Raw genomic sequence first — 23,985 nt, 5'->3', positions numbered from 1 at the left:
ATGTTCATGTCCAGAGGTCATCCAAATTTGAATGACCTCACGCTATCGGGTCATCCAAATATGAACAACCCCTCCGAGTCATCTGATTCAAAATTGGACAACAGGTAGACTGGGTGTCATGGCCGACCACTCCGACTGCCCCTCCACCGCAGGTGACGGGCTCCTGCCCGCAGAGCTGCACGCCTGGATGCTGATGCTGGCCGCGACCGGAGCCGTCGAGCAGGAGCTGCGCTCCGTGGTCAAGGAGCGGCTGGACGTCTCGCACGACGAGTTCCTGGTCCTGTGTCTGCTGGCCGGGAACCCCTCGGAAGGTCTGCGCATGACGCGGATCGCCGAACTCCTGGGCCGCCCCAAGACCCGCCTCACCTACCAGATCGCCTGCCTCCAGCACGCCGGCCTCGTCACCCGCCAATCGGTCTGCGGCGACAAGCGCGGCATCGAGGTCGCCCTCACCGAGAAGGCCCGGGGCCTGCTGAAGGACGCCTCGGGGGTCCTGGCGCAGACGGTCAAGGAGGCGCTGGCCCGCATCATGGGACCCACCCAGCGCGAGGCGATGGGCGCGCTGATGCCCGACTTCGCCGAGGGCGCGGCACCGGAGTAGTCGCGGGCGCGGGGCCTGTTCCCGGATCTCGCCGATGGGGGTGCTGATGGTCTGTCACGATCACATCGACGGCGCCACGTTGTACACCGACAGCAAGCCCGCCGACTCGGATGCGAGCAGGTCGGTCGAGGTCGGGAGGTGGAGCGGCGACGTGTCCGTGAAGGGATCCGCGACCTGGCCGCTCGACACGGCCGGCGGCGGCTGCGAGACGGGGTCCGTCGAGGGCTTCCGCTCCCGGGCCTGCCAGGGCCGGTGATCACCGTCCGCTGATTGCCCCGTACCGCGCCGGGTACCCGTGGCGCACCTTGTCGCGGGCCGCAGCGGAGGAGGCGATCATGGGCGGGTCGGAGCTGCCCGCTCCCGTCGTACGACGAGGGGCGAGGGTCGACGCGAGGTCCCTGGAGGCCGCCCTGCGCGACCGTGTCGACGGTGAGGTCCGCTTCGACGACGGGAGCCGGGCCGCCTACTCCACCGATGCCTCCAACTTCCGGCAGACACCGATCGGGGTGGTCGTGCCGCACACACCCGAGGCGGCGGTGGAGGCGGTCGCCGTCGCCCGGGAGCACGACGCGCCCGTGCTGTCGCGGGGCGGGGGGACCAGTCTGGCCGGGCAGTGCACCAACACGGCCGTGGTGATCGACTGGTCCAAGTACGGCAACACGCTGGAGTCCGTGGACACCGAAGCCCGTACCTGTGTCGTCCAGCCCGGCATCGTCCTCGACGAGCTCAATCGGCGACTCGCCCCGACCGGACTGCGTTTCGGACCCGAGCCCGCGACCCACGCCAACTGCACGATCGGCGGCATGATCGGCAACAACTCCTGCGGAGCCACGGCACAGGCGTACGGCAAGGTCGTCGACGGCGTCGCCCGTCTGGAGGTGCTGCTCTACGACGGCACCCGGTTCTGGTGCGGCAGGACGAGTGACGAGGAGTACGCCGAGATCGAGCGGCAAGGTGATCTGCGGGCCGCGGTCTACCGGCAGTTGCGCGCCCTGCGCGACGCCCACGCCGACGAGATCCGCCGCCGTTACCCCGACATCCCGCGCCGCGTCTCCGGCTACAACCTCGACTCCCTGCTCCCCGAGCACGGCTTCGACGTCGCCGGGCTCCTCGTCGGCAGCGAGTCGACGCTCGTCACCGTCCTGCGGGCGGAACTGAAACTGGTGCCGGTGGTGAAGGAACGCGCGCTGGTGGTCCTGGGGTTCCCCGGTATCGACCGGGCCGCCGACGCCGTACCGGAGATCCTGCCGTACGAGCCGATCGCCCTGGAGGGCCTCGACTCCTACCTCCTGCACGACGAGCAGCTCAAGCACCTCAACCCCAAGGCGCGCGCCCAACTCCCCGAGGGAGGCGCCTACTTGATGGTGCAGTTCGGCGGCGACACCGTCGGGGAGGTGGACGAACGGGCGCACCGGATGCTGGACGCGCTCCATGAGTCCGAGCACGACCCGGAGGTCGCCTTCCTCGACGAACCCGCGCACCAGGCGGAGTTGTGGCAGGTGCGGGAGGCCGGGCTCGGGGCCACCGCCCATGTGCCCGACCGGCCGGACACCTTCGAGGGCTGGGAGGACTCGGCGGTGCCGCCCGAGCGGCTCGGCGACTACCTGCGCCGACTGCGGGGCCTGTACGAGGAGTTCGGCTACCAGAGCGACGCGGGGCCGAGCCTGTACGGCCACTTCGGGCAGGGGTGCGTGCACACCCGGATCCCCTTCGACCTGTACTCCGCCGACGGGGTCGCCGCCTACCGGCGGTTCATGGAACGCGCCGCCGACCTCGTCGTCGAGTTCGGCGGCTCCTTCTCCGGCGAACACGGGGACGGCCAGAGCCGGGGCGAGCTGCTCCCCAGGATGTTCGGGGAGCAACTGGTGGCGGTCTTCGGGCAGTTGAAGGCGGTCTTCGATCCCCGCGACCGGATGAACCCCGGGAAGGTCGTGGCCCCGTACCGGCTCGACGAGAACCTGCGCCTCGGCGGCGACTGGACCCCGTACGACCCCCTCGACCTGCACTTCGGCTTCCCGGAGGACGGCGGCTCCTTCGCCTCGGCCGCCAACCGGTGCGTGGGCGTGGGCAAATGCCGCCAGCTGGAGACCAAGGGCTCCGTGATGTGCCCCTCGTACCAGGTCACCCGGGAGGAGGAGCACTCCACGCGCGGACGGGCCCGGCTGCTGTTCGAGATGCTCGACGGGCACGGCGACAGCGCGATCCAGGACGGCTGGCGCTCCGAGGCGGTACGGGACGCGCTCGACCTGTGCCTGGCCTGCAAGGGGTGCAAGAAGGACTGCCCGGCCGACGTCGACATGGCCACCTACAAGGCGGAGTTCCTGTCCCACCACTACGAGGGCCGCTGGTGGCGCAGGCCGCGCGCGCATCTGTCCATGGGCTGGCTGCCGCTCCTCGCGCAGACCGTCGGCCGCGCCCGGCTCGGGCCGGTCGTCAACGCCCTCACCCACACGCCGCTGCTGTCCCGGGCGGCCGTCGCCGTCGCGGGCGTGGAGAACCGGGAGGTGCCGCTGTTCGCCGGGCAGACGCTGCAGCAGTGGTTCGCGGGGCATGAGCCGTACGGCGACGGGGCGCGCGGCAGCGTCCTGCTCTGGCCGGACACCTTCACCAACCACTTCCACCCGCACGTCGGCCGCGCGGCCGTGCGGTTGCTGGAGCACGCGGGCTGGCGCGTCGAGCTGCCCGAAGAGCCGCTGTGCTGCGGGCTGACCTGGATCTCCACGGGACAACTCGGTGTCGCCGAGCGGGTGTTGGGCCGTACCGTGCGCCGGCTGGCCGGGCATCTGCGCGACGGCGGCCTCGTGGTCGGCCTGGAACCGAGCTGCACGGCCGTGTTCCGCTCGGACGCGGGCGACCTGTTCCCCGGCGACCCGGACGTACGGCGGCTGCGCGCACAGACCGTCACCCTCGCCGAACTCCTCACCGCGCACTCCCCCGGCTACGAGCCGCCCCAGGTGCCGGACCGCTCCGCGCGGGCGCTCGCCCAGGTGCACTGCCACCAGCACGCGGTCCTGGGCTGGGACGCCGACCGCGAGCTGCTGCGCCGCGCCGGGGTCGACGCCGAGCGGCTGGACTCCGGCTGCTGCGGACTCGCCGGGAACTTCGGCTTCGAGCCCGGCCATCTCGACGTCAGCGAGGCGTGCGCGGAGCGGGTGCTGCTGCCCCGGCTGCGGGAGGCGGACGCGGGCACGGCGGTACTGGCGGACGGGTTCAGCTGCCGCACCCAGATCCACGAATTCGACAGCGGGGGCCATGAGGCGGTGCACTTGGCGGAGCTGCTGGCCTGCGGGTTGCCCGGTGCGGACGGCAGCGCGTACGGAGTCGCCCCCGGCGCCCGGCCGGCGGCCCCAGGACGCCGGGCGCAGGGCATCGCGCTGGCGGGCGTCGGGCTGGCCGCGGCAGGGGCGGCGGCGGGACTCGTGCGCCGGTCGCGGCGCTGAGGCCCGCCTTCACGCCCGCGAGGGACCGGTCCGGAAGGTGAACGCACGGCGACACGACATGGCACAGAGTTGGAACGAATCCATTTCTTGAACCATTCGTGTTTGTGGGGGTAGGTTGGCCCCCATGACTTCACCGCAGCCTCCGACCACCGCAGGGGATCTGCGGGGGGCCGGCCTGCGGGTGACGGCCGCCCGCGTCGCGCTTCTGGAGACCGTCCGCGCAGGTGACCACCTCGGGGTCGACGCCCTCACCTCCGGGGTCCGGGACCGGGTCGGCCACATTTCCGTACAAGCCGTCTACGACGCCCTTCACGCGCTCACCGCGGCGGGACTCGTCCGCCGTATCGAGCCACCGGGCAGTCCCGCCCGCTACGAGGGCCGGGTCGGCGACAACCACCACCACCTGGTCTGCCGGGAGTGCGTGGCCGTCGTCGACGTCGACTGCGCGGTCGGGCACGCGCCCTGTCTGACCGCTTCGGACGACCAGGGCTTCGCCATCGACGAGGCCGAGGTCATCTACTGGGGCCTGTGCCCCTCCTGTTCCACCGCCCGCAAGGCTTGAGCACCACACCCCGGAAGGAATTACCCCTCATGTCCGAGAACAGCGCCGCTGAAGGTAAATGCCCGGTCGCGCACGAGCGCGCCGCACACCCCACCCAGGGCGGCGGAAACCGTCAGTGGTGGCCGGAGCGCCTCAACCTGAAGATCCTCGCGAAGGACCCGGTCGTCGCGAACCCGCTCGGTGAGGAGTTCGACTACGCCGAGGCGTTCGGCAACCTCGACCTCGCGGCCGTCAAGCAGGACATCGCCGAGGTCCTGACCACCTCGCAGGACTGGTGGCCGGCGGACTTCGGCAACTACGGCCCGCTGATGGTCCGGATGGCCTGGCACAGCGCCGGCACCTACCGCATCAGCGACGGCCGTGGCGGTGGCGGCCGTGGCCAGCAGCGCTTCGCTCCGCTGAACAGCTGGCCGGACAACGGCAACCTGGACAAGGCCCGCCGGCTGCTGTGGCCGGTCAAGAAGAAGTACGGCCAGTCCATCTCCTGGGCCGACCTCATGATCCTCACGGGCAACGTGGCGCTGGAGACGATGGGCTTCGAGACCTTCGGCTTCGGCGGCGGCCGCGCCGACGTCTGGGAGGCCGACGAGGACGTGTACTGGGGTCCCGAGACCACCTGGCTCGACGACCAGCGCTACTCCGGCGACCGTGAGCTGGAGAGCCCGCTCGGCGCCGTCCAGATGGGCCTCATCTACGTCAACCCCGAGGGCCCCAACGGCAACCCGGACCCGCTCGCCGCGGCCCGCGACATCCGCGAGACGTTCCGCCGCATGGCGATGAACGACGAGGAGACCGTCGCTCTCATCGCCGGTGGTCACACCTTCGGCAAGACCCACGGCGCCGGCCCGGCGGACAACGTCGGCGCCGACCCCGAGGCCGCCCCGATCGAGGCCCAGGGCCTCGGCTGGGCCAGCACCTACGGCACCGGCAAGGGCGGCGACGCCATCACCTCCGGGCTCGAGGTCACCTGGACCACCAAGCCCACCCAGTGGAGCAACGACTTCTTCGACATCCTCTTCGGCTACGAGTGGGAGCTGACCCAGTCCCCCGCCGGCGCCAACCAGTGGGTGGCCAAGGACGCCGAGGCGATCATCCCCGACGCGCACGACCCGTCGAAGAAGCGTCTGCCCACGATGCTCACCACCGACCTCTCGCTGCGCTTCGACCCGATCTACGGCGAGATCTCGAAGCGCTTCCACGAGAACCCGGACCAGTTCGCGGACGCCTTCGCCCGCGCCTGGTACAAGCTGACCCACCGTGACCTGGGCCCGAAGTCCCTGTACCTCGGCCCGGAGGTCCCGGCGGAGACCCTGCTGTGGCAGGACCCGCTGCCGCAGGCCGAGGGCGAGACCATCGACGCCGCCGACGTCACGGCCCTCAAGGCCAAGCTCCTCGACTCGGGTCTGACCGTCTCGCAGCTGGTGTCGACCGCGTGGGCGTCCGCGTCCACCTTCCGCAGCAGCGACAAGCGCGGCGGTGCCAACGGTGCCCGCATCCGTCTGCAGCCGCAGGCCGGCTGGGAGGTCAACCAGCCCGACGAGCTGGCCCAGGTCCTGCGGGTCCTGGAGGGCGTCCAGTCCGAGTTCAACGCGGGCTCCGGCGCCAAGAAGGTCTCCCTGGCCGACCTGATCGTCCTCGGCGGTGCCGCCGCGGTCGAGAAGGCCGCCAAGGACGCCGGCCACGCCGTCGAGGTGCCCTTCACCCCGGGCCGTGTCGACGCGACCGAGGAGCACACGGACGCCGAGTCGTTCGCCGCCCTCGAGCCGACCGCGGACGGCTTCCGCAACTACCAGGGCAAGGGCAACCGCCTCCCGGCCGAGTACCTGCTGCTCGACAAGGCGAACCTGCTCGGCCTGAGCGCCCCCGAGCTGACCGTCCTCGTCGGCGGTCTGCGCGTCCTGGGCGCCAACCACGGCGGGACGTCCCTCGGTGTCCTCACCGAGACCCCCGGCGTCCTCAGCAACGACTTCTTCGTCAACCTGCTCGACCTGGGCATCGAGTGGAAGTCGACCTCCGAGGACCAGAACCACTTCGAGGCCCGTGACGCCTCGGGCGCGGTCAAGTGGACCGGTACGCGTGCCGACCTCGTCTTCGGCTCGAACTCCGAGCTCCGCGCGGTCGCCGAGGTCTACGCGAGCGACGACGCGAAGGAGAAGTTCGTGAAGGACTTCGTCGCCGCGTGGGTCAAGGTGTCGAACGCGGACCGCTTCGACCTGGTCTGAGCCTGATCCGATCGCCGGGACGCCCCGGCCGGCCCTCACGGGTCGGCCGGGGCGTTCCCCGTTCCTCCGCGGGTGGCCGGCCGGCCGCTCCGTCGCCTCAGGCCGCCGTGTACCCCAACTGCCGCCGCATATAAGGCGTCATCAGCGTCTTCGCCTTCGCCAGCACCGACGTCCGTCCTCCCAGCACCGCGCTCTCCCCGCCCGGCACCGGCAGCAGGGTCATGCCGTCGGCCGAGCCGAAGGGGACGATGAGGGGGGTGCGGTGGAGAGGCCGGTAGAAGCGGGGTTCCTTGCGGTGCCTGCCGCTCTGGAGGTGGGCGCGGATGTTGTGGAACGCCAGGTCGGCCTGGGCCAGCGCGGCCGGGGTGATCTTCAGCTCCGTAGCGTCGTTGACGTCACCGACCGCGAAGACGTCCGGGCGCCCGTCGACCCGGAGCGTGCGGTCGACCTTGACGTGTCCGGAGTGGTTCAGCCAGTCGCCGTGGCCGCCGAGTCGTAGCCAGAGCGTGTTGGGGGTGGTGCCGGTGGCCCAGAAGGAGAGGTCGGCCTCCATGACGTTGCCGTGCGCGTCGCGATAGGTGCCGAAGTCGAAGCCGGGCGACATGAAGGAGTTCAGCCGCACGTCCACGTCGTGCGCCTCCAGCCAGGCCAGCGCCCTGCGCCCGGCGCGCTCACTGCCCGTGCCGTGCAGCAGCGCCGACCCGGAGTGGGCCAGCGTGACGCGGGCGTCCGGCCGGGCCAGCCGTATCTCCGCACTGAGCTCCACGCCGGAGGGCCCGCCGCCGACCACGAGGACGTGCCCGGCACGGGCGACCGCCTGCTGGTGCCCGGCGAAGGCCTTCACCGCCTCGTCCGGGGTGGTGCCGTTGAAGCGGGCCGGTTCGGGATAGTCGGCGCCGGTGGCGATCACCACCACGTCGTACGGCAGCCGCTCCCCCGTCGCCAGGACGACCTGCCGGGCCTCCGTGTCGATGCGCAGCGCCTTGCCCAGCACCACCCGGCCGCCGTTCAGCAGCCGGTCGTACGGGATGAACGGCGTCACCGACCACTCCGGCCGGATCCCGGCGCGCAGTGAGGCGATGCGGTGGAAGAAGACCTCCTTGCGGTCCACCAGCGTGACCCGCGCCGTGCCGTCCAGCTTTTTCGCCAGGCGGACTCCCGCGTAGCCGCCGCCGATCACCACTACGTCGCCGTCGCTCACACGACTCTCCTGTGCATGTGGGGGGAAGTGAGCAGCGCGGCGCGTGGGCTCCGTCGCCCCCACTCGACTGGCGTCGAGCCTATCGCTTGAACTTTAAAGCTAAAGGGTGAGGTGTGTGTGCGTTCCGTGAAGCGACGCGCTACCGCAGCGCCGCGACGAACTTCCCCAGGCGGGCGATCCCTTCGCGCAGTTCCCCGGCGGAGGCCGCGTACGACAGGCGTACATGCGTCTCCGCCGTGCCCACCCCGAAGTCCCGCCCCGGGGTGAGCGCGACATGCGCCTCCTGGAGGGCCCGGGCGCAGAACTCCCACGAGGTGAGCCCGGTTCCGCTGACGTCGAAGTAGACGTAGAACGCCCCGTCGGGCGGCACGGGCACCGGCAGTCCGAGCTGTGCCAGGCCGTCGAGGACGAGCGCGCGCCGGCGCCCGAACTCGGCGCGCCGCTCCTCGCAGACGGCGAGGGAGTCGGGGGTGAAGCAGGCCAGCGCGGCGTGCTGGGCGGGGGTCGAGGCGCACAGGAAGTAGTTCTGCGCCAGACGTTCCAGCGCCGGTACGAGGATCTCCGGGACGACGCACCAGCCGAGCCGCCAGCCGGTCATGCCGAAGTACTTCGAGAAGCTGTTGATGACGACGGCGTCGGGGTCGTACGCCAGCGCGCTGCGCGGCGGCCGGCCCTGGTCGTCGTGGTCACCGAGGTCCAGGTAGATCTCGTCGACGATCCGCCACGCGTCCCGCTCCCGGGCGAGGTCGCACAGCGCGGCCAGTTCGCCCTCCGGGATGGAGGTGCCGGTCGGGTTGGAGGGGGTGGCGACCATGATCCCGCGCGTGCCGTCCGTCCAGTGCGACCGCACGGACTCCGCGTCCAGCTGGAAACGGGAGGCCGCGCTGGTCGGGACGAGCGTGACCCGGGCGCCGAAGCTCTCCATGATCTGCCGGTTGCAGGGGTAGGACGGGTCGCCGATGAGCACCTCGTCCCCGGCGTCGACCAGGGCGGCCGCGCCCAGCACCAGGGCGGCCGAGGCCCCGGCGGTCACGACGACACGGCCCGGGTCGACGTCGACGCCGTGCCGCTCCCCGTAGAACCCCGCGATCGCCTGCCGCAGGGACGGCATCCCGAGGGCCTCGGTGTAGCTCATGGGCCGCCCGTCCATGGCCGTCCGCATCGCCTCGACGACGGCCGGGGGCGCGCCGAAGTCGGGCTCCCCGAGGCTGAGCTTGACGACGTGGTGGCCCTGGGCCTCCAGGGCGGCGGCATGCTTGCCGAACTCCATGGCGTAGAACGGGGCGACGGACTGGGCCCGCTGCGAGATCCGCATGCGGCGACCTCCGGCTCGACGAGGGACGGAACGCCTCGACCCTAAGCGGTCACGGAAGGGGCGGGCCCGCGGGCCCGCCCCTTCACTGCCGTGCGACCGTCGGACCTGGTGCTCAGGCCTTGGCGTACTCCCAGCCACCGCAGCTGTACGGGGTGCCGTCGGAGCCTTCCTGGAGACAGGCGCGGATCTGGAGGGTGGTGCCCTCCGCGAAGGACAGGTTCCAGTCGTGGGCGACGGCGTAGCCGGAGCCGTTGTAGTACGAGTGGGTGGCGGAGCTGGAGTTGTACCGCCACTGGGCGGCGGTGCCGTGGCCGTCCTTCGCCATGTCGAGGGCGGTGAGGATCTCGCCGTCGGCGGCGAAGTACGTCTTCGCGGTGACGTTCGACGAGATGATGGAGTTGGAGGCCTCGTAGACCTCGCCGGCGGCCTGGGCCGGGGCGATGCCGAGGGCGAGCGCCGATGCGGAGGCCGCGGCGAGCCCGAGAACGGTCGTCAGTCGGCGATGGGACGTGCGCAAGACAGCGTTCCTCTCTTCGAACAACTGGTCGCGCCCGAACCTACCTGAGGACAAAGGAAGTTGATCCTGAATTTCCGTGCGCCCGGGCTATGCGCCGGGCAGCGACGCCGCGAGGTGCTCCCACGCCGTGTGCACCTGCTCGCCCACGATCCCGAACTGGGTGACGACCGCGGCGCAGCGGCCGTCGGCGTCGTCGAGTTCGAGCGCCGAGGTCGGGCCTTGGGCCGCCGTGGAGCGGACCAGCCGGCAGGCCCGGACGCCCGCGAGGTCGATCTCCACCGAGCTCCGCGCGATCGCCGCGAACACCCGCCCGCCGGTGGTCCGGTCGGTGACGTGGACCCGGCCGGCGCATGCCTGCATGGCCGAGGGGGCGAACACCGCGACGCCGATCGGCAGTCCGACGGAGCAGACGTGGTCGAGGACCGCGGGCACGACATCGACGTCGATGTCCCGGTGCTCGCCCCGGTAGCGGTCGAACGCGGCACGCCGGGCGAGCCCGCCGTCCGCGAGGATCGCGTCGAGCTGGGCGAGCTGGTCGCCGTTCTCCCACGCCGGTACGTCGCGGACCGGGGAAGGTGCCGCGGCCGTCGACCCGGCGTGGACCGTGGGGGCGAGCCCGGCCAGCAGCCGGTCCCCGTCGGAGAGCAGCCGCCCCTCGTGCACGATCCGGCCCTGCGCGTCGAGCAGGCGCACGGCGACCGAGCCCTCGTCCCGCGCGACGACGGCCGTGTCCACCCCGTCCGCGTCCAGACGCAGCGCGATCTCGCCCGGGTGCACGGCGAACGCGTCGCCGCGCAGGCTCGGGACGGCGTAGCTGCCGGCCTGGTCGATGCGCGCGACCGGTCCCCCGGTGACGGCCTGGACGTACTGGAAGAGGGTCAGGCAGCGCGCCAGTTCCGGCATGCGCGGGTCGATCAGCCGCGCGCCGGTGTTCCGCCGGGGGCGGCAGCCCTCGAACGCGCACCCGTGCTGGTCCGTCATGCTCAGTACACGTCCCGGACGTAGCGCTTGGCCCGGCGCAGATCCGCGAGGTACTCCGCGGCGTCGTCGTCCCCGCGTCCGCGCTGCTCGGCGATGACGCCCAGCAGGGCCGTCTCCACGTCCTTCGCCATGCGGGAGGCGTCGCCGCAGACGTAGAGGTGCGCGCCCTCCTCCAGCCACGCGTACAGCTCCCGCGACCGCTCCCGCATCCGCGTCTGTACGTAGACCTTCTCGGCCTGGTCGCGCGAGAAGGCGAGGTCGAGTTCGGTGAGCACGCCGCGCGTTCGCAGCTCGGTCAGCTCGTCCTCGTAGACGAAGTCGGTCTCGCGGTGCTGGTCCCCGAAGAACAGCCAGTTCCGTCCGGAGGCGCCGCGCGCGGCCCGCTCGTGCAGGAAGCCGCGGAAGGGGGCGATGCCGGTGCCGGGGCCGATCATGACCATCGGGGCGTCGTCGTCCGCCGGGACGCTGAAGGAGGCGTTCGGCTGGAGGTAGATGCCCACCGGGGACTCACCGACCCGGTCCGCCAGGTACGTCGACGTGACGCCCTCGTACCTGCCGTACCGCACCGACGCCACCGTGAGGTGGACGCTGCCCGGGTGGGCGAGCGGGCTCGACGAGATCGAGTACTGGCGTGCCTGCAACGGCCGCAGGAACGGCAGCAGTTCGGCGAGGCCGGGGGCGGCCGGACCGGCATCCCGGAGCAGGTCGAGCACGTCCCGGCCCCAGAGCCAGGAGTCGAGGTCGGACCGGTCGCCGTGGGCGACGACCGAGGCCAGCTCGCTCGCGGGCGCCCGCTCGACGAGGTCGGCGATCAACTCCTTGGAGGGGGTGCGGATCTCGCGTTCGGTGCGCAGCAGTTCGGCGCTCTCCCGGTCGCCGCTCGCGCCCAGGTGCTCCAGCAGCGCTTCGACCAGTGCGGCGTCGTTCACCGGTACGACGGCCAGCGCGTCGCCCGCCTCGTAGGTGATGCCGCTGTCGCCGAGGTCGAACTCGTAGTGGCGGATCTCCTTCGCGCTGTGCGGGGCGGACAGGAGCCTGTTGGTGGCGAGCCGGGACGGGTAGGGGGTGCGCTTGTTCCACTGGGAGCGGGGCTTCTTCGGTGCCTCCGCGGCGCCCGTGCCCTTCGCGCCGGTCTCGGCGGCGACCAGGTCCAGGACCGCGGCCGTCCACTGCCCCGCGGGCTCCTCGAAGTCCACGTCGCAGTCCACGCGTTCGTGCAGCCGGGTCGCCCCGAGCTGCTCCAGACGCGTGTCGATGAGCTTGGCGGCCTGGCAGAAGTCGTCGTAGCCGCGGTCGCCGAGCCCGAGGACCGAGTAGCGCACGCCTTCGAGGCGCGGGGCCGTGTCGGACTGGAGCGCCTCCCAGAACAGCCCGGCGTTGTCGGGCATCTCGCCCTCGCCGTACGTCGAGGTGACGACGATGACGTGGGACATCGCGGCGAGCGCCTCGGGGGTGACGTCGTCGAGGGCGGTGGCCCGGCCGCCGAGTCCGCGGGCGCGGGCACCGGCGACGACGTCGTCGGCCACGAGTTCGGCGTTGCCGGTCTGGGTGCCGATCAGCACGTCGACGGTGGCCGCGGGCGCGTCGGCGCCGGCGCTGTCCCGGCGTCCGGCGGCCGCGATGCCGGCGATGAACCCGGCCAGCCAGGACTCCTGCTGGGCGGAGAAGGGCGCGTCGGCCGGGATGAGGGATCCGGTCGGGGGCATGACGGTCATGCGGTCACCGCCTCGGTCGGGGCCTGCGGGGCGCGGCGGGAGGCGATGTCCTCCAGCGCGGCGTTCGCGAGCAGTTCGTCGAACCGGGCGGCGCGGACGCGACCGGCGTTCTTGGTGGTCTGGTGGATGATCCAGCCGTAGGTGCCGGGGGCGTCCACGCTGAGGTTGTTGCGCTGCTTGAGCGCGCGCTTGTAGTCGTCGAGGCGCTTGATCGCGATGAGGGTGGCGAGTTCGGCGCCGTCGAAGCGGTCGAGCGTGCCGCGCAGGTACTTCACCACGCGCTGCTTGACGAAGAAGTCCTCGGTGAGCACGAGGTTGCGCACGGCTTCGGCGATGCGCGGGTCCTCCGGTCCGCTCGCGCCCGGCACCCGCTGGAGCGCGAGGTCCTGCGCGACGCCGAGCACCGTGTACGAGGACAGCAGCGAGAACATGTCGTCGCTGCCCTGGTCGCCGAAGGCCGGGGCCCGGCCGTCGAGGACGGTGCGGCGGTCGCGGTAGTCGACCTTGAACGCGCGGAGCTTGTCGGTGGCGATGGAGGTCGCCAGCTCGTCGAGGAGCTGGGACCGGGTCGCCGCGGCGAGGATCTCCGTGGAGTCCTGGTAGAGCAGCAGCGCGCGGGGCATCCCGCAGTACACGTGCTGCCGCTCGGTGTCCCAGTCGTGCAGGAGCCGGGCCGCCAGTTCGGAGCCGGTGGCCTCGACATGCCAGGTCAGCAGCAGTCGTACGGCCTCCTCGTGGAAGGCACCGCGCGCGGTGTCCGTCACCGGGAACACCAGCAGCGAGTCGGCGCTCACCCGTCCGGCCAGCTCGCCCGAGGGGTCGTACTGGTACAGGAACCCCCCGCTCATCCCGTTGCCGAGGCCCTTGCCGAAACCGCCGAGGTTGAGCACGGTGCCGCCGGTCATGTACTCGCAGCCGAAGTCGCCGACGCCCTCGACGACCGCGGTCGCGCCGGAGTTGCGCACGGCGAACCGGTCACCGGCCTCGCCCTGCACGAACGTCCGCCCGCCGGTCGCGCCGAACAGCGCGAAGTTGCCGATGAGCACGTTGCCGCCGCGTTCGGCGCTGCCACCGCCGGGAGCCCGGACGATGATCCGGCCGCCGCTCTGGCTCTTGCCGACGCCGTCGTTGGCGGTGCCGGTGTGTTCGAGGGTGATGCCGTCGTTGCAGAACACGCCGTACGACTGACCGGCGGACCCCGTGGTGCGGATGCGGACCGCGTCGTCGACGAGGCGGCGGCGGCCGCGGTCGTCGGTGGTGACGGCGGGTCCGTCGGCGGCGCTCTCGTGGTTGAGCAGCCGCTCGATGTCGATGCTCAGCTGTCCGCCCACCGACTTGTCGCTGTTGCCGAGGCGGATGCCCTCGACGAGCAGGGACGGCTCGCGCCGGTCGAGGAGCGCCGTCCGCACCCGCTCGACGAGGGCGTCGTCGGTGGTGAAGTTCTTCTCCAGGTACTCCGGGTCCGCCACGACCTTCTCGGGCACGCGCGCGAGCAGACGGCGCACGTCCAGGCGGCCCACGCTCGCGGGGTGGTCCAGCAGCTGGAGCAGGTCCGTGCGGCCCCGGGCCTCGCGCAGGGACCGCAGTCCGAGGCGGGCGAGGATCTGCCGTACGTCGTGGGCGATGTTGAGCAGGTACTGGGCGAGTGCGCGCGGGTCGCCCTCGAAGACCTCGGGGTTCGTGGTGAGTCCGGCGGGACACTTCACGTTGCAGTTCTTCGCCATGACACAGCCGAGCATCATCAGCGCGGTCGTACCGAACTCGAAGCTGTCGGCGCCGAGGAGGGCCGAGGTGACGACGTCGCCGCCGGTCTGGTGCGCGCCGGAGCAGCGCAGCACGACCTTCTGCCGGAGCCCGTTCGCGACGAGCGCCTGGTGCACCTCGGCGACGCCGATCTCCGCCGAACGGCCCGCGTACTTGAGGCTGGTGACGGCCGCGGCACCCGTGCCGCCGGTGTTCCCGGCGACGTTGATGACATCCGCGCCGGCCTTGGCGACACCGACCGCGATGGTGCCGATGCCCTCCGAGGACACCAGCTTGACGACGACCCGGACCCGGGCCGCCTTGCAGTCGTGGATGAGCTGCGCGAGGTCCTCGATGGAGTACGTGTCGTGGTGCGGGGGCGGGGAGATCAGCTCGATGCCGGGGGTGCCGCCGCGCGCCGCCGCGATGTCGACGGTGACCTTCGGCGCGGGCAGCTGGCCGCCCTCGCCGGGCTTCGCGCCCTGCCCGATCTTGATCTCCAGCTCTTCGAGCATCGGGTCGGCGAGATAGCCCGCCCAGATGCCGAACCGGCCGGACGCGAACTGCTTGATCCGGGAGCCGCGGATGGTGCCGTACCGGGTGTGGTGCTCGCCGCCCTCACCGCTGTTCGACATGCCGCCGACCATGTTCGTGCCGTGCGCGACGGCTTCGTGCGCGGTCGCCACGAGCGCGCCGTGGCTCATGGCGCCGGAGGCGAGGGACCGGGTGATCTCGTGCGCGGGCTGGACCTCGTCGAGCGGAACGCCGGCGGGGGCGCTGTCGCTGTCGAGGAGGGCCAGGAGGCGGGCTTCGGTACCGGCGGGGGCCACGTCGATGCCGTCGGCGCCCACCGCGAGGATCTCGGCCTCGCCCAGGCGCGCGAGCGCTTCGGCGAGGGCGGTGTGACGGTCCAGGTCCGGTGCGGCGAGACGCAGTCGGAAGGTGCCCTGTTCCGTTCGGGAGACGGCGACACCCCGGACCGTGACGCTCGCGTTCCCGTCCGTCGAGAACCGGCCCAGCTCCCGGGCGAAGTCCTCGGCCGTACGCAGTCCGGTGACGTCCGCGGGCAGCGCGAGCACGTCCCGCAGCGCGGCCGGGCGGCGGGAGCGCTCCTCGTGCGTGGTCCGCAGGAAGGCGCGGTACCCGGGGGTGATCCGGAACGCGTCGATCTCGGCGTCGCTGAGCGCGTCGTACCCGGTGTTGCGGTACGCGGCGTCGGTGATGCCGAACGCGTCGTCGAGCTGGCCGAGCGTGAGCAGCCGGAGCGCGTCGGAGTCCTCGGGCTTCCCGAACTCCGGCTTCTCCTCGACCATGTCGCCGAAGCCGCGCACGGCCGTGACACCGAAGGAGTGCCCGGCGCCGTCCGAGCGCTCCTTGAACAGCCCGAGCAGCGGGATCTGCTGCTCGCCCTGGACCGTACGGGCCCGCTCGTGCCAGTCCGTGGCGGCCTGCGCGATCCGGGCGAACCCGACACCGCCGACCGGGGCGTCCATGTGCGGGAAGGTCCGGGCGAAGACGTCGTCGCGGGTGTCGAGGTAGTTGGGTTCGAAGAACTCGCCGCCGATGTAGCTCTCGGCGGTGCACAGGCCGACCCGGCCCATGGTCTTGGCGAGGGACTTCTCGGCGGCCTTGCGGAACTTCGCCAGCGCCCGGTCGGTCGCGGTGATCTCGCCGGCGGGGGCCGGTGCGCTCGGGAACTTCTCCTCGGCGCGCAGCCGTGCGCTGAGGCTGTAGACGGCGGAGGCGCCGAAGCCGAGCGCGGTCGCCACGTGGTGCGAGGAGGCCAGCTGGCCGCTCTCCGCGACGAGCGAGACGCGCAGCCGCAGCCCGGTCTCGATGAGCCGCTGGTTGACGGCGGCGACGGCGAGGATGACCGGCAGCGGCGCCCGCGTCGAGGAGACCGCGCGGTCGGTGAGGAGCGCGATGCCGCCCTGCTCGGACGCGAACCGCTCGACGTCGTCGCAGAGTTGCCCGAGCGCGGTGCGCAGGGCGTCGGCGTTGGCGGTCTCGTCCCCGGCCACCGGCTCGTAAAGCATGGCGAACCGCTTCAGCGGCACGATCCGCTGGTCCCGCAGCCGGACCATGTCGAGGTGCCCGAGCACGGGCGAGGAGACGACGAGCTGGCGGCCGGCGCTGTGCGGGGTCCCGTCGGGCTTGGGGCCGAGCGCGACCCGCATGCTCATGCCGTCGGCCTCGCGGATGCTGTCCAGCGGCGGGTTGGTCACCTGGGCGAAGCGCTGCGAGAAGTACTTCGCCATGCCGCCCTCGGTGTCGCTGAGCGCGTTGATGGCGTTGCCGTAGCCCATCGCCGAGATCCGCTCCGACCCGTCGGCGAGCATCGGGTCGAGCATGAACCGGAAGCTCTCCTGGTTCAGCGAGTACGCCACGTACCGCCCGGCGAGGGTGAGGTCGCCGTCGTAGCCGAGTGTCGTGGTGCCGCGGTAGTAGTCGGGGGCGGGCAGGTCGTCGAGGTTCACCCGGGCGGAGGTGAGCAGTTCGCTGTACGGGCGGCGCGCGGCGAGGGCGTCCAGCACCTCGCGGGTGCGCAGCCGGCGTCCGGTGCGGTGGTCGACGACGAGCATGCCGCCGGCCTCGATACGGCCCCGGTGCACGACCTCGTCGTCGGGGAAGGCGACCTGGCCGGCCTCCGAGGCGACCATCAGGTACTCGGCGGTCTCCACGGTGCGCAGCGGGCGCAGGCCGAGCCGGTCCAGGCGGGCGCCGACGACGTCGCCGTCGCTGAAGATGAGGGCGGCGGGGCCGTCGTTCTTCTCCTCGTACAGGGAGAAGAACTCCAGCATGTCCCGGGTGGCCGCGGGCAGTGTGCGGTCGTTCTCCCAGGCGGGCGGCATGAGGGACACGACCGCCTCGACGAGGTCCAGGCCGTCGTCGAACACGCGGCTCTGGAGGGTCTGGTCGAGCCGGCTGGAGTCGGACTGCCCCGGCGGGCGCACGATGCTCCGGGTCCGGGCCCGTGCGAGGGCCTCGTCGCTGAGGCGGTTCTTGCGGTCGGTGTTGAGCTCGCCGTTGTGCGCCATGAGCCGGAACGGCTGGGCCATGGTCGGGTGCGGCTCGGTGTTGGTGGAGAACCGGGTGTGGAAGTAGAGCGAGCGCACGGAGTGCCGGGGGTCGACGAGGTCGCGGAAGTACCCGATGACCTCCGCGGAGTTGAGCCGTCCCTTGAGCACCTGGGTGCGGGCGCTGAGCGACAGCACGTACAGCCCCGCGTACGTCGCCTCGTCGGCGTAGGCCACGGCCTCCACGGCGAGCAGGGCACGGTTGGCGGCCGAGTCGGTGTCTGCGCGCTCCCAGCTCACGGGCGCCCGGAACACCCACTGCACGATGGGCAGTTGGTACTGCTCGGCGGCGGGGCAGGCGACGGCGTGGTCGACGGGTACGTCGCGGACGAGGAGGACGTCGAAGCCCTGCTCGGCGATGCTCCGGCCCACGAGGTCGATCGCGGCGGCCCGGCGTTCGCCGTCGGCCGGCACGAAGCAGTTGGCGACGCCGAAGTGCCCGGCACGCAGTTCCTCGCCGGTGATCGCGCCGAAGAACTCCGCCGACAGGTCCACGTTCACGCCCGCGCCGTCCCCGACACCCTCGGCGGACTTGCCGCCGCGGTGCGGGATGGCGCGGAGCGCTTCGTCGCCCTTGCGGATGACGTCGTGGCTCGGTGTCCCGTCGAGCCGGGTGATGAAGCCGACGCCGCAGTCGCTGTGGTCGAGGGCAGGGTCGTACAGACCGAAGGTGCTGTGATTCAAGGGGGCGTCCTGGGAGCAGCGAGTTCCGGCATCGGACGGCCAGGCTGCGTCGGTGAAGCGCTCGCCGCGGGCGGGGCCGGTGTTCCGGCCAGGGCCCTGAGTGGTGCGATTGTGAACGGTAAGGCTTACCTAAGTTCTGCGCAAGTGCGCATCCTGCACATATGTCGGAGCCTCGTCCCGATCGTATGCGAAACACGCCCGAACCCGTCGAGGCGTCCGCAGGCTGGTCCTCGACGCCCCGAAGCCGCGCCGTTCGCGCACGTCACGGAGCCGGACCTGCCCTGCCCTGCCCTGCCGACGGGATTCCGCCGGCAGGGCAGGCGCCTCACGCGTCCCTGGATCCGGCTGACCGCGTCCGCACGACGGCGAACGCGGCCGCGGCCAGCCCGAGCACGCCCACGATCAGCCCGGCGACGCCGAGCCCGCGCGCCGTCGAGTCGCTGCTGTCGGCGGCGGCCTCCTGGGCCTTCGCCGGAGTGGCAGCGGTACCGCCACCGCCCTCCTTGGCGGTGAGCTTCACGACCGGCGCCGGGTTCTCCGGTTCCTCGTCGCCCTGCGCGGCCTCCTCGATCCAGCGGACGGTCTTGCCGTCGGAGTAGGTCTGCAGGGCCTTGAAGGCCAGCCGGCCGGCGTCGTCGGGCAACTGTCCGAAGGCGACGTCGAAGTCCTCGTACTGCCCGGCTCCGATCTTCCCTCCGGTCCAGGTGATCTCGGAGACGGCGTCGGTGATGGTGCCGTCGTCCGTCTTGACCGGCGTCTTGAGCCTGGTGTCGGTGACCTTCGCGGTCCAGCCGTCCCGCGGCGCGACGAGGACACCGAGGAGGGGGTGGTCGGTGGGCAGGAAGATCTGGACCTTGGTGGTGGAGGCGGAGTCCTCCTCGTCGGGGACGCGGAAGGTCAGGGTGCCGTCGGTGGCTCCCCTGGCGTAGCTCTCCGGGTGGACGGTGACATGCGCGGAGGCGGCACTGGCGGCGGTGAGGACTGCGACCGCGGCGAGGGCGACGACGGCGCCGGCGCGGCGCGGGGTGGTGGACATGGCTGAGTGGATCTCCGTACTGCGGAAGGGATGTCGGGAATCAGACGGCGTACGACATCCCGGTGGGCGGCCCGCGCCGGTGAACGGCGTGGCGCAGCCACTCCTGCCGCGGCGACCACGTCCGGTCGCCGGCCCGGCGCACGGGCTGCGGTCCGCTCGGCACGCCCCGGAAGCCATCGGCCGCCCGCCACCAGGCGGCGAGCCCCGGCACGAAGGCGACCGCCCACCGCAGCAGGGACCACAGCGCGGCCTCGCCGCGCCGCAGCCACCAGGTCAGCAGGAGCGCCGCCCCGACGTGGGCGGCGGTGGCGTGGGGTGCCGACGCATGGAGGTGCGGAGCCATCCGCATGCCGTGCATGACCGTCCCGGTGTGCGGCCGGGCGGCGCCGAACGCGAGGTGCAGCCCGCCCTGGGCGGCCGACGTCCCGCCACCGATGCCGCCCAGCGACCGCTCACGCCCGCCCAGCAGCAGCGCGGCCACGAAGACCGCCAGCCCCCGGCGCCCTGCACCGGCACCGGCGGGGCCACCCCCACGGCCAGCGCATGTCCTCCGGTGGCCAGCAGCACGCACAGCACGGCGAACACCGCCGCGCGCAGGCTCCGCACCCCCAGGGACGCACTCATGCCACCCGATGCTGTCATGCGGCCGAAGCCTCCCCCACGCTGCCCACCGGAAGTCCGCCCCCTGGCTCAGCGTGCCGCCGCCTCGGGTTCGTCCGTCGCGGACGGGTGGACGTACCCGTCCTCGCCGAACGGGGTGAACCACGAACCGAACGCGATGGGCGCGCCGTCGAGCCCGACCCCCAGGGCGGAGGCGTCGATCCCGTCCGTCGCGCCGTCGTAGAGCCACTCGTGGTCCATGTCCTCGTACACGTTCCCGGCGAACGCGTCGAGGGCGGCCGACACCTCGTCGTCGAGCAGCCCGTGCAGCTCCAGGGTCACGATGGCCCGGCTCAGGAGGAACCGCAGGGCGAGTTCCTCGGCGACACAGCTGAGCCGCTCGAAGCTCCCGTCGGTGAAGCGGGTGGTCATGGCGATCACCGTCACCAGGAAGCGGCGGGCGAAGCGGGCGTCGTACTGGAGCGCGTACCGGTCGGGCAGGCGTTCCAAGTGCCACAGGGGGCCCTCGCATTCCGCGACGGTGGCGTCCTCCTGCGTCAGGACCTGCACGTCCTCGAACAGCTCGTCCACCAGGATGTCGATCGCGTGGACCAACGCGCCGGCGGCGAGTGCGGCGCTCGCCGGCGAAACGGTGAACTCGCCCTCGCCGTCCGCCCTCCCGTCGCCTTCCTCGCCGGGCACACCGAACACGGCCGGTGGAAAGGACCGCAGTTCGGCCGCCACCCCCAGCATCCGGCTCCGCACCGCGGCGGCCTTCGCCTCACCGTCGGACGCCTCCCCGGCGCCTTCCGGCGTGAGGCCCCCGGTGTGCCGTGCCTTGCGGGTGGCGGGATCGTCGGGCGGGGCATCGGGGCCTTCGGCCGCGTCGAGGCTCTTCCTCGCCAGGTCCTGGTGCAGCTCCACCTCGCATCGCTCGATCGTCCAGTCCGCCAACAGTTCGGAGCGCTCCAGCAGTTCGTCCACGAGCGCCCGCACCGAGTCCTCGGCGAACTCCAGTGCCGGAGCGTCCACGATCACCTTCAGCAGCGCGCCACCGGGGTGGACGGCCACGATGGTGTCCAGCAGTTCGACCGCCACGCCGTCGGGCCCTTCGATCGCCCGGACGGAATCGAATCCGTCCTCGACGATCGCCACGGCTCCGGCACGCTGAAGCGGGTCCATCTCCGGAGTGCCCTCCGGGATGCAGGTGTCCACGGTCACTACGTACGTCACAGGAGCGAGCCTTACAGGAAAGCACCGTTCGCGCGACGCATTGGGCCTGTCCGCGAGGCGAACTCGGTCCGCCTGCCCGGCGCGGACCGCGACAAACCACCCGTCACACCAGCCGCCTGATCTCTCCGCGCACCCGGTAGAAGCCGCCCGAGGAGGAGTGCAGCGCGTCCACCACATACCGTGCGCCGGGCTGGCGTATCGCACGGGGGAACTGGACGTTCCAACTCGGCTCGTAGCCCTCGGAGACCACATGCACCCGCACACGGCCTCCGTGCTCGACGCACTCCACGACGACTCCGCTCCCCGCCGCGGGCACGGCGCTGACCGTGGCGACGGAGGCGGCGGTGGTCAGCGGCGCGTACGTCGGCAGGGCAGCCGCCAGTTTGACGTCCGCGGCGACCGGGACGGTGCCCGACTGGGCGGCGTTGATCGCGGCCTCGCTCGCGTCGATGCAGGCGAGCGAGCCGTCCGTGGAGACGATGTACAGCCTTTCGTCGTGGTACTGCATCGAGAGCGCCGAGCCACCACCCGTGCCGAGCTTCCACAGCCGGGTGCCGTCCGCGGTGAAGCAGTAGACCGAGGAGGCGGAGTCGCCCGCGAAGACGTACCGCCCGCCGGGGGAGGTGGCGCACGAGTACACGGCGGCATCGCACTGGTAGGTGGCCTCGACCCACCCGGAGGACTTCGCGAGCCGCTGCACGACCCGCCGCCCCGTCCCGGCGTAGACCGCGTCCGCCTCCTGCCAGCCGAAGAGCACATTTCCGCTGGTCGCGGTGTGCCAGAGCTGACCGGTGCCGTTCGCCGCGTAGGCCGTCACACCGCTGCTGTGCCCGTGGTAGACGGCGCGGTCGTCGGCCCGCACCATCCACCCCTGCTCGCCGGAGGAGTTGCGCGACCACTGGAGCTCGTCCTCGTGGTCGATGACGGTCAGACCACCGTTGCGGTCGGAGACGTTCAGCACGCCCGCGTGGATGTCCAGCCAGAAGATGTCCACCTCGGCCGCGATCTCGTAGGCGGCGAACGGGACCTTCGCCGAGAGGTCGTACACCCGGCCGTCGTCACAGCCCGCGTAGATCCAGAAGTCGTCCGCCACCAGGCACTTCACACCGTCGGGCAGGGAGTAGTGGGCCAGCACCTCGCCGTCGTGGCTCAGGTTGTAGACACTGCCGTGCTGGTTGCCGACCCAGCAGCGGTCCTCGTCGACATGGATTCCGAACGCCGACGCGCCCGTACGGAACCGCCACAGCACCGGGGCGGTCGCCCGCGCCGTGGACGGCGCCGACGTCACCTGACGGCGCGTCACGGGCCGGGCCGCACGCTGCCCCCGCACCGCCGGCGCGTACCCCTTGCGCACCTTCTCGGCGATCTTCTTCGCCGCCGCCGCGTTCGCCTTCTCCACCGTCGGGAACGCGGAGGTCTGACGCTGCCCGTCCACACCGATCCGCCCGTACCGCACGGAGACGGTGGTCCCCTCGACGGTCACCTCGTAGAACTTGTGGGCACCGCCGCTCTCCTGAGACAGCTCCAGATACGTCGTGCTCCCCGACTGTCGTCCCTGCGCAGCGGACACAGCACACCCCTCCCCAAGACCCCGGTCGACCGCGACGGCCGATCCCCAGTGATTCCAAAATAGAGGTCACCACTGACAACGCGGCCCGCGCCCGGATCCGGGGAGGGGAGGGCTTCCAGGACCCGGTTCAGCGCCCCTTGGAGGCAGGCTCCAGAATCGCCACGCACTCCATGTGATGGGTCATCGGGAACAGATCGAACACCCGCAGCGACCGCACCCGATACCCCCCGTCCCGGAAGTACCCCAAGTCCCTCGCCAGCGCCGCCGGATCGCATGCCACGTACGCGATCTTCCTCGCCCCCAGCTTCACCAGCTGCTCGACCGTCTTGCGCCCCGCCCCCGCGCGCGGCGGGTCCAGGACGATGAGGTCGACCTCGGTGATCCCGGTGCGCGGGAGGACGGTCTCGACCTTGCCCTGTTCGATGCGGACGCGGTCGAAGGCGGCGAGGTTGTGCCGGGCGTCCTCCACCGCGCGCTTGCCGGACTCGATGCCGAGGACGGCGCCCTTGTCGCCGAGCCGGTCGGCGAGGGCGCCCGCGAACAGGCCGACGCCGCAGTACAGGTCCAGCGCCATGTCGCCCTTGCGCGGCAGCAGGCCCTGCATGACGGCCTTGACCAGCGTGTCGGCGGCCATCGGGTGGACCTGCCAGAAGCCGCCGCTGCCCACCCGGTGGGTACGGCCGTCGGCCCGCTCGCGCACGAAGGCGCGGCCGTGGACCCGGTGGATGCCGCCGTCGTGCTCCTCGACGCGCATCACGGAGACGGGCTTGTCGAGCTCCACGAGGGGAAGGCGGGCGCCCGGACGGGGTTCCAGGATCACCATGCGGTCCTGCGAACCCGTCGCGGCGATCGCCTCGACCGAGGCCATCCCGGACCAGTCACGGTCCTCGATGCCCAGCTCGCTGACGCCCGGCGCCGCGATCATGCAGTGCTCGACCGGCTCGACCTCGTGCGAGCGGTGGCGGCGGAGCCCCGCGTTGCCGTCGGCGTCCACCGCGTACTGCACCCGGGTCCGCCACTGGGGCACCTGGCCCGCCGGGAGCTTGTCGCCCTCGGCGGGCAGCACGGTGCCGTCCCAGCCGGCCTCCTCGGGCGTGAGCCCCGCGAGCCGCTGCAACTGCTCGGCGACGACCTCGCCCTTGAGCCGGCGCTGCGCCCCGGGCTTGGCGTGCTGCCAGTCGCAGCCGCCGCAGCGGCCGGGCCCGGCGTAGGGACAGGGCGCCTCGATACGGTCCTTGGAGGCTTCCAGGACCTCGACGGCGTCCGCCCGCAGGAACCGGGCGCCCTCCTCGCCGTCGGTCACCCGGGCCACGACCCGCTCACCGGGAAGGGTGTGCCGGACGAACAGCACCTGGCCGTCGGACGTACGGGCGATGCAGTGCCCGCCGTGCGCGACGGGGCCGACCTCGACCTCGTAGTCGACCCCCACCAGTGATTTCTTCGGTTCTGCCTGCATGGCGGGGAGACTCCACAACGATCGAGTGAGGG

Annotated in this window: 16 protein-coding genes; 5 read left to right on the top strand and 11 right to left on the bottom strand. The window is 72.0% G+C overall.

From position 1 onward, the window contains the following. The first annotated feature begins 118 nt into the window (after nt 1–118). The 5 genes from OG381_RS34180 (at nt 119) to katG (ending at nt 6,825) form a co-directional block, all read left to right on the top strand. Entirely contained in the window at nt 119–601 is a 483-nt protein-coding gene (locus OG381_RS34180; RefSeq protein WP_327719846.1) for a MarR family winged helix-turn-helix transcriptional regulator, read from the top strand. A 46-nt stretch (nt 602–647) separates the two neighbouring features. Beyond that, nucleotides 648–857, top strand: a complete 210-nt coding sequence (locus tag OG381_RS34175; protein WP_327719845.1) for a hypothetical protein — start codon at nt 648–650, stop codon at nt 855–857. A 79-nt stretch (nt 858–936) separates the two neighbouring features. Next, entirely contained in the window at nt 937–4,041 is a 3,105-nt protein-coding gene (locus tag OG381_RS34170; protein ID WP_327719844.1) for an FAD-binding and (Fe-S)-binding domain-containing protein, read from the top strand. A 124-nt stretch (nt 4,042–4,165) separates the two neighbouring features. Continuing rightward, nucleotides 4,166–4,603, top strand: coding sequence for a Fur family transcriptional regulator (locus OG381_RS34165; RefSeq protein WP_327719843.1), 438 nt, complete (start codon nt 4,166–4,168; stop codon nt 4,601–4,603). A 29-nt stretch (nt 4,604–4,632) separates the two neighbouring features. Then, the gene (gene katG / locus OG381_RS34160) at nt 4,633–6,825 is read left to right on the top strand and encodes a catalase/peroxidase HPI (RefSeq protein WP_327719842.1); all 2,193 of its coding nucleotides are present in this window, start codon (nt 4,633–4,635) and stop codon (nt 6,823–6,825) included. A gap of 97 nt (nt 6,826–6,922) precedes the next feature. Here katG and OG381_RS34155 read toward each other — a convergent pair whose 3' ends face one another. The 11 genes from OG381_RS34155 to OG381_RS34105 form a co-directional block, all read right to left on the bottom strand. Next, the gene (locus OG381_RS34155) at nt 6,923–8,026 is read right to left on the bottom strand and encodes an NAD(P)/FAD-dependent oxidoreductase (RefSeq protein WP_327719841.1); all 1,104 of its coding nucleotides are present in this window, start codon (nt 8,024–8,026) and stop codon (nt 6,923–6,925) included. Nucleotides 8,027–8,165: 139 nt separating this feature from the next. Beyond that, nucleotides 8,166–9,341 carry a pyridoxal phosphate-dependent aminotransferase gene (locus OG381_RS34150; RefSeq protein ID WP_327719840.1) on the bottom strand — a complete coding sequence of 392 codons (1,176 nt, stop codon included), beginning with the start codon at nt 9,339–9,341 and terminating at the stop codon, nt 8,166–8,168. A 112-nt stretch (nt 9,342–9,453) separates the two neighbouring features. Then, entirely contained in the window at nt 9,454–9,858 is a 405-nt protein-coding gene (locus OG381_RS34145) for a hypothetical protein (protein WP_327719839.1), read from the bottom strand. A gap of 87 nt (nt 9,859–9,945) precedes the next feature. Continuing rightward, nucleotides 9,946–10,839 (bottom strand): hypothetical protein, encoded by an 894-nt coding sequence (locus tag OG381_RS34140; protein ID WP_327719838.1) that lies wholly within the window; start codon nt 10,837–10,839, stop codon nt 9,946–9,948. A gap of 2 nt (nt 10,840–10,841) precedes the next feature. Next, nucleotides 10,842–12,554, bottom strand: coding sequence for a diflavin oxidoreductase (locus tag OG381_RS34135; RefSeq protein WP_327719837.1), 1,713 nt, complete (start codon nt 12,552–12,554; stop codon nt 10,842–10,844). Beyond that, nucleotides 12,551–18,058 (bottom strand): glutamate synthase-related protein, encoded by a 5,508-nt coding sequence (locus tag OG381_RS34130; protein ID WP_327719836.1) that lies wholly within the window; start codon nt 18,056–18,058, stop codon nt 12,551–12,553. Before OG381_RS34130 ends, OG381_RS34135 begins: the two co-directional genes overlap by 4 nt. A 325-nt stretch (nt 18,059–18,383) precedes the next feature. Further along, a complete protein-coding gene (locus OG381_RS34125) occupies nt 18,384–19,094 on the bottom strand; it encodes a YcnI family protein (protein ID WP_327719835.1) in 711 nt (236 codons plus the stop codon). Nucleotides 19,095–19,134: 40 nt separating this feature from the next. Beyond that, on the bottom strand, nt 19,135–19,575 hold the full coding sequence (locus OG381_RS34120) for a hypothetical protein (protein WP_327719834.1): 441 nt from the start codon (nt 19,573–19,575) through the stop codon (nt 19,135–19,137). A gap of 209 nt (nt 19,576–19,784) precedes the next feature. Next, nucleotides 19,785–20,927, bottom strand: a complete 1,143-nt coding sequence (locus tag OG381_RS34115) for a hypothetical protein (protein ID WP_327719833.1) — start codon at nt 20,925–20,927, stop codon at nt 19,785–19,787. A 103-nt stretch (nt 20,928–21,030) separates the two neighbouring features. Next, nucleotides 21,031–22,497 carry a WGR domain-containing protein gene (locus tag OG381_RS34110; RefSeq protein ID WP_327719832.1) on the bottom strand — a complete coding sequence of 489 codons (1,467 nt, stop codon included), beginning with the start codon at nt 22,495–22,497 and terminating at the stop codon, nt 21,031–21,033. A gap of 127 nt (nt 22,498–22,624) precedes the next feature. Next, complete coding sequence (locus OG381_RS34105; RefSeq protein ID WP_327719831.1) at nt 22,625–23,953, bottom strand: class I SAM-dependent RNA methyltransferase; 1,329 nt, start codon at nt 23,951–23,953, stop codon at nt 22,625–22,627. Nucleotides 23,954–23,985: the final 32 nt, after the last annotated feature.

Source organism: Streptomyces sp. NBC_00490, from assembly GCF_036013645.1.
Lineage (GTDB): Bacteria > Actinomycetota > Actinomycetes > Streptomycetales > Streptomycetaceae > Streptomyces > Streptomyces canus_F.
The sequence above is the reverse complement of the archived record's forward strand: the minus strand, read 5'-3'. Positions and strand labels throughout refer to the sequence as shown.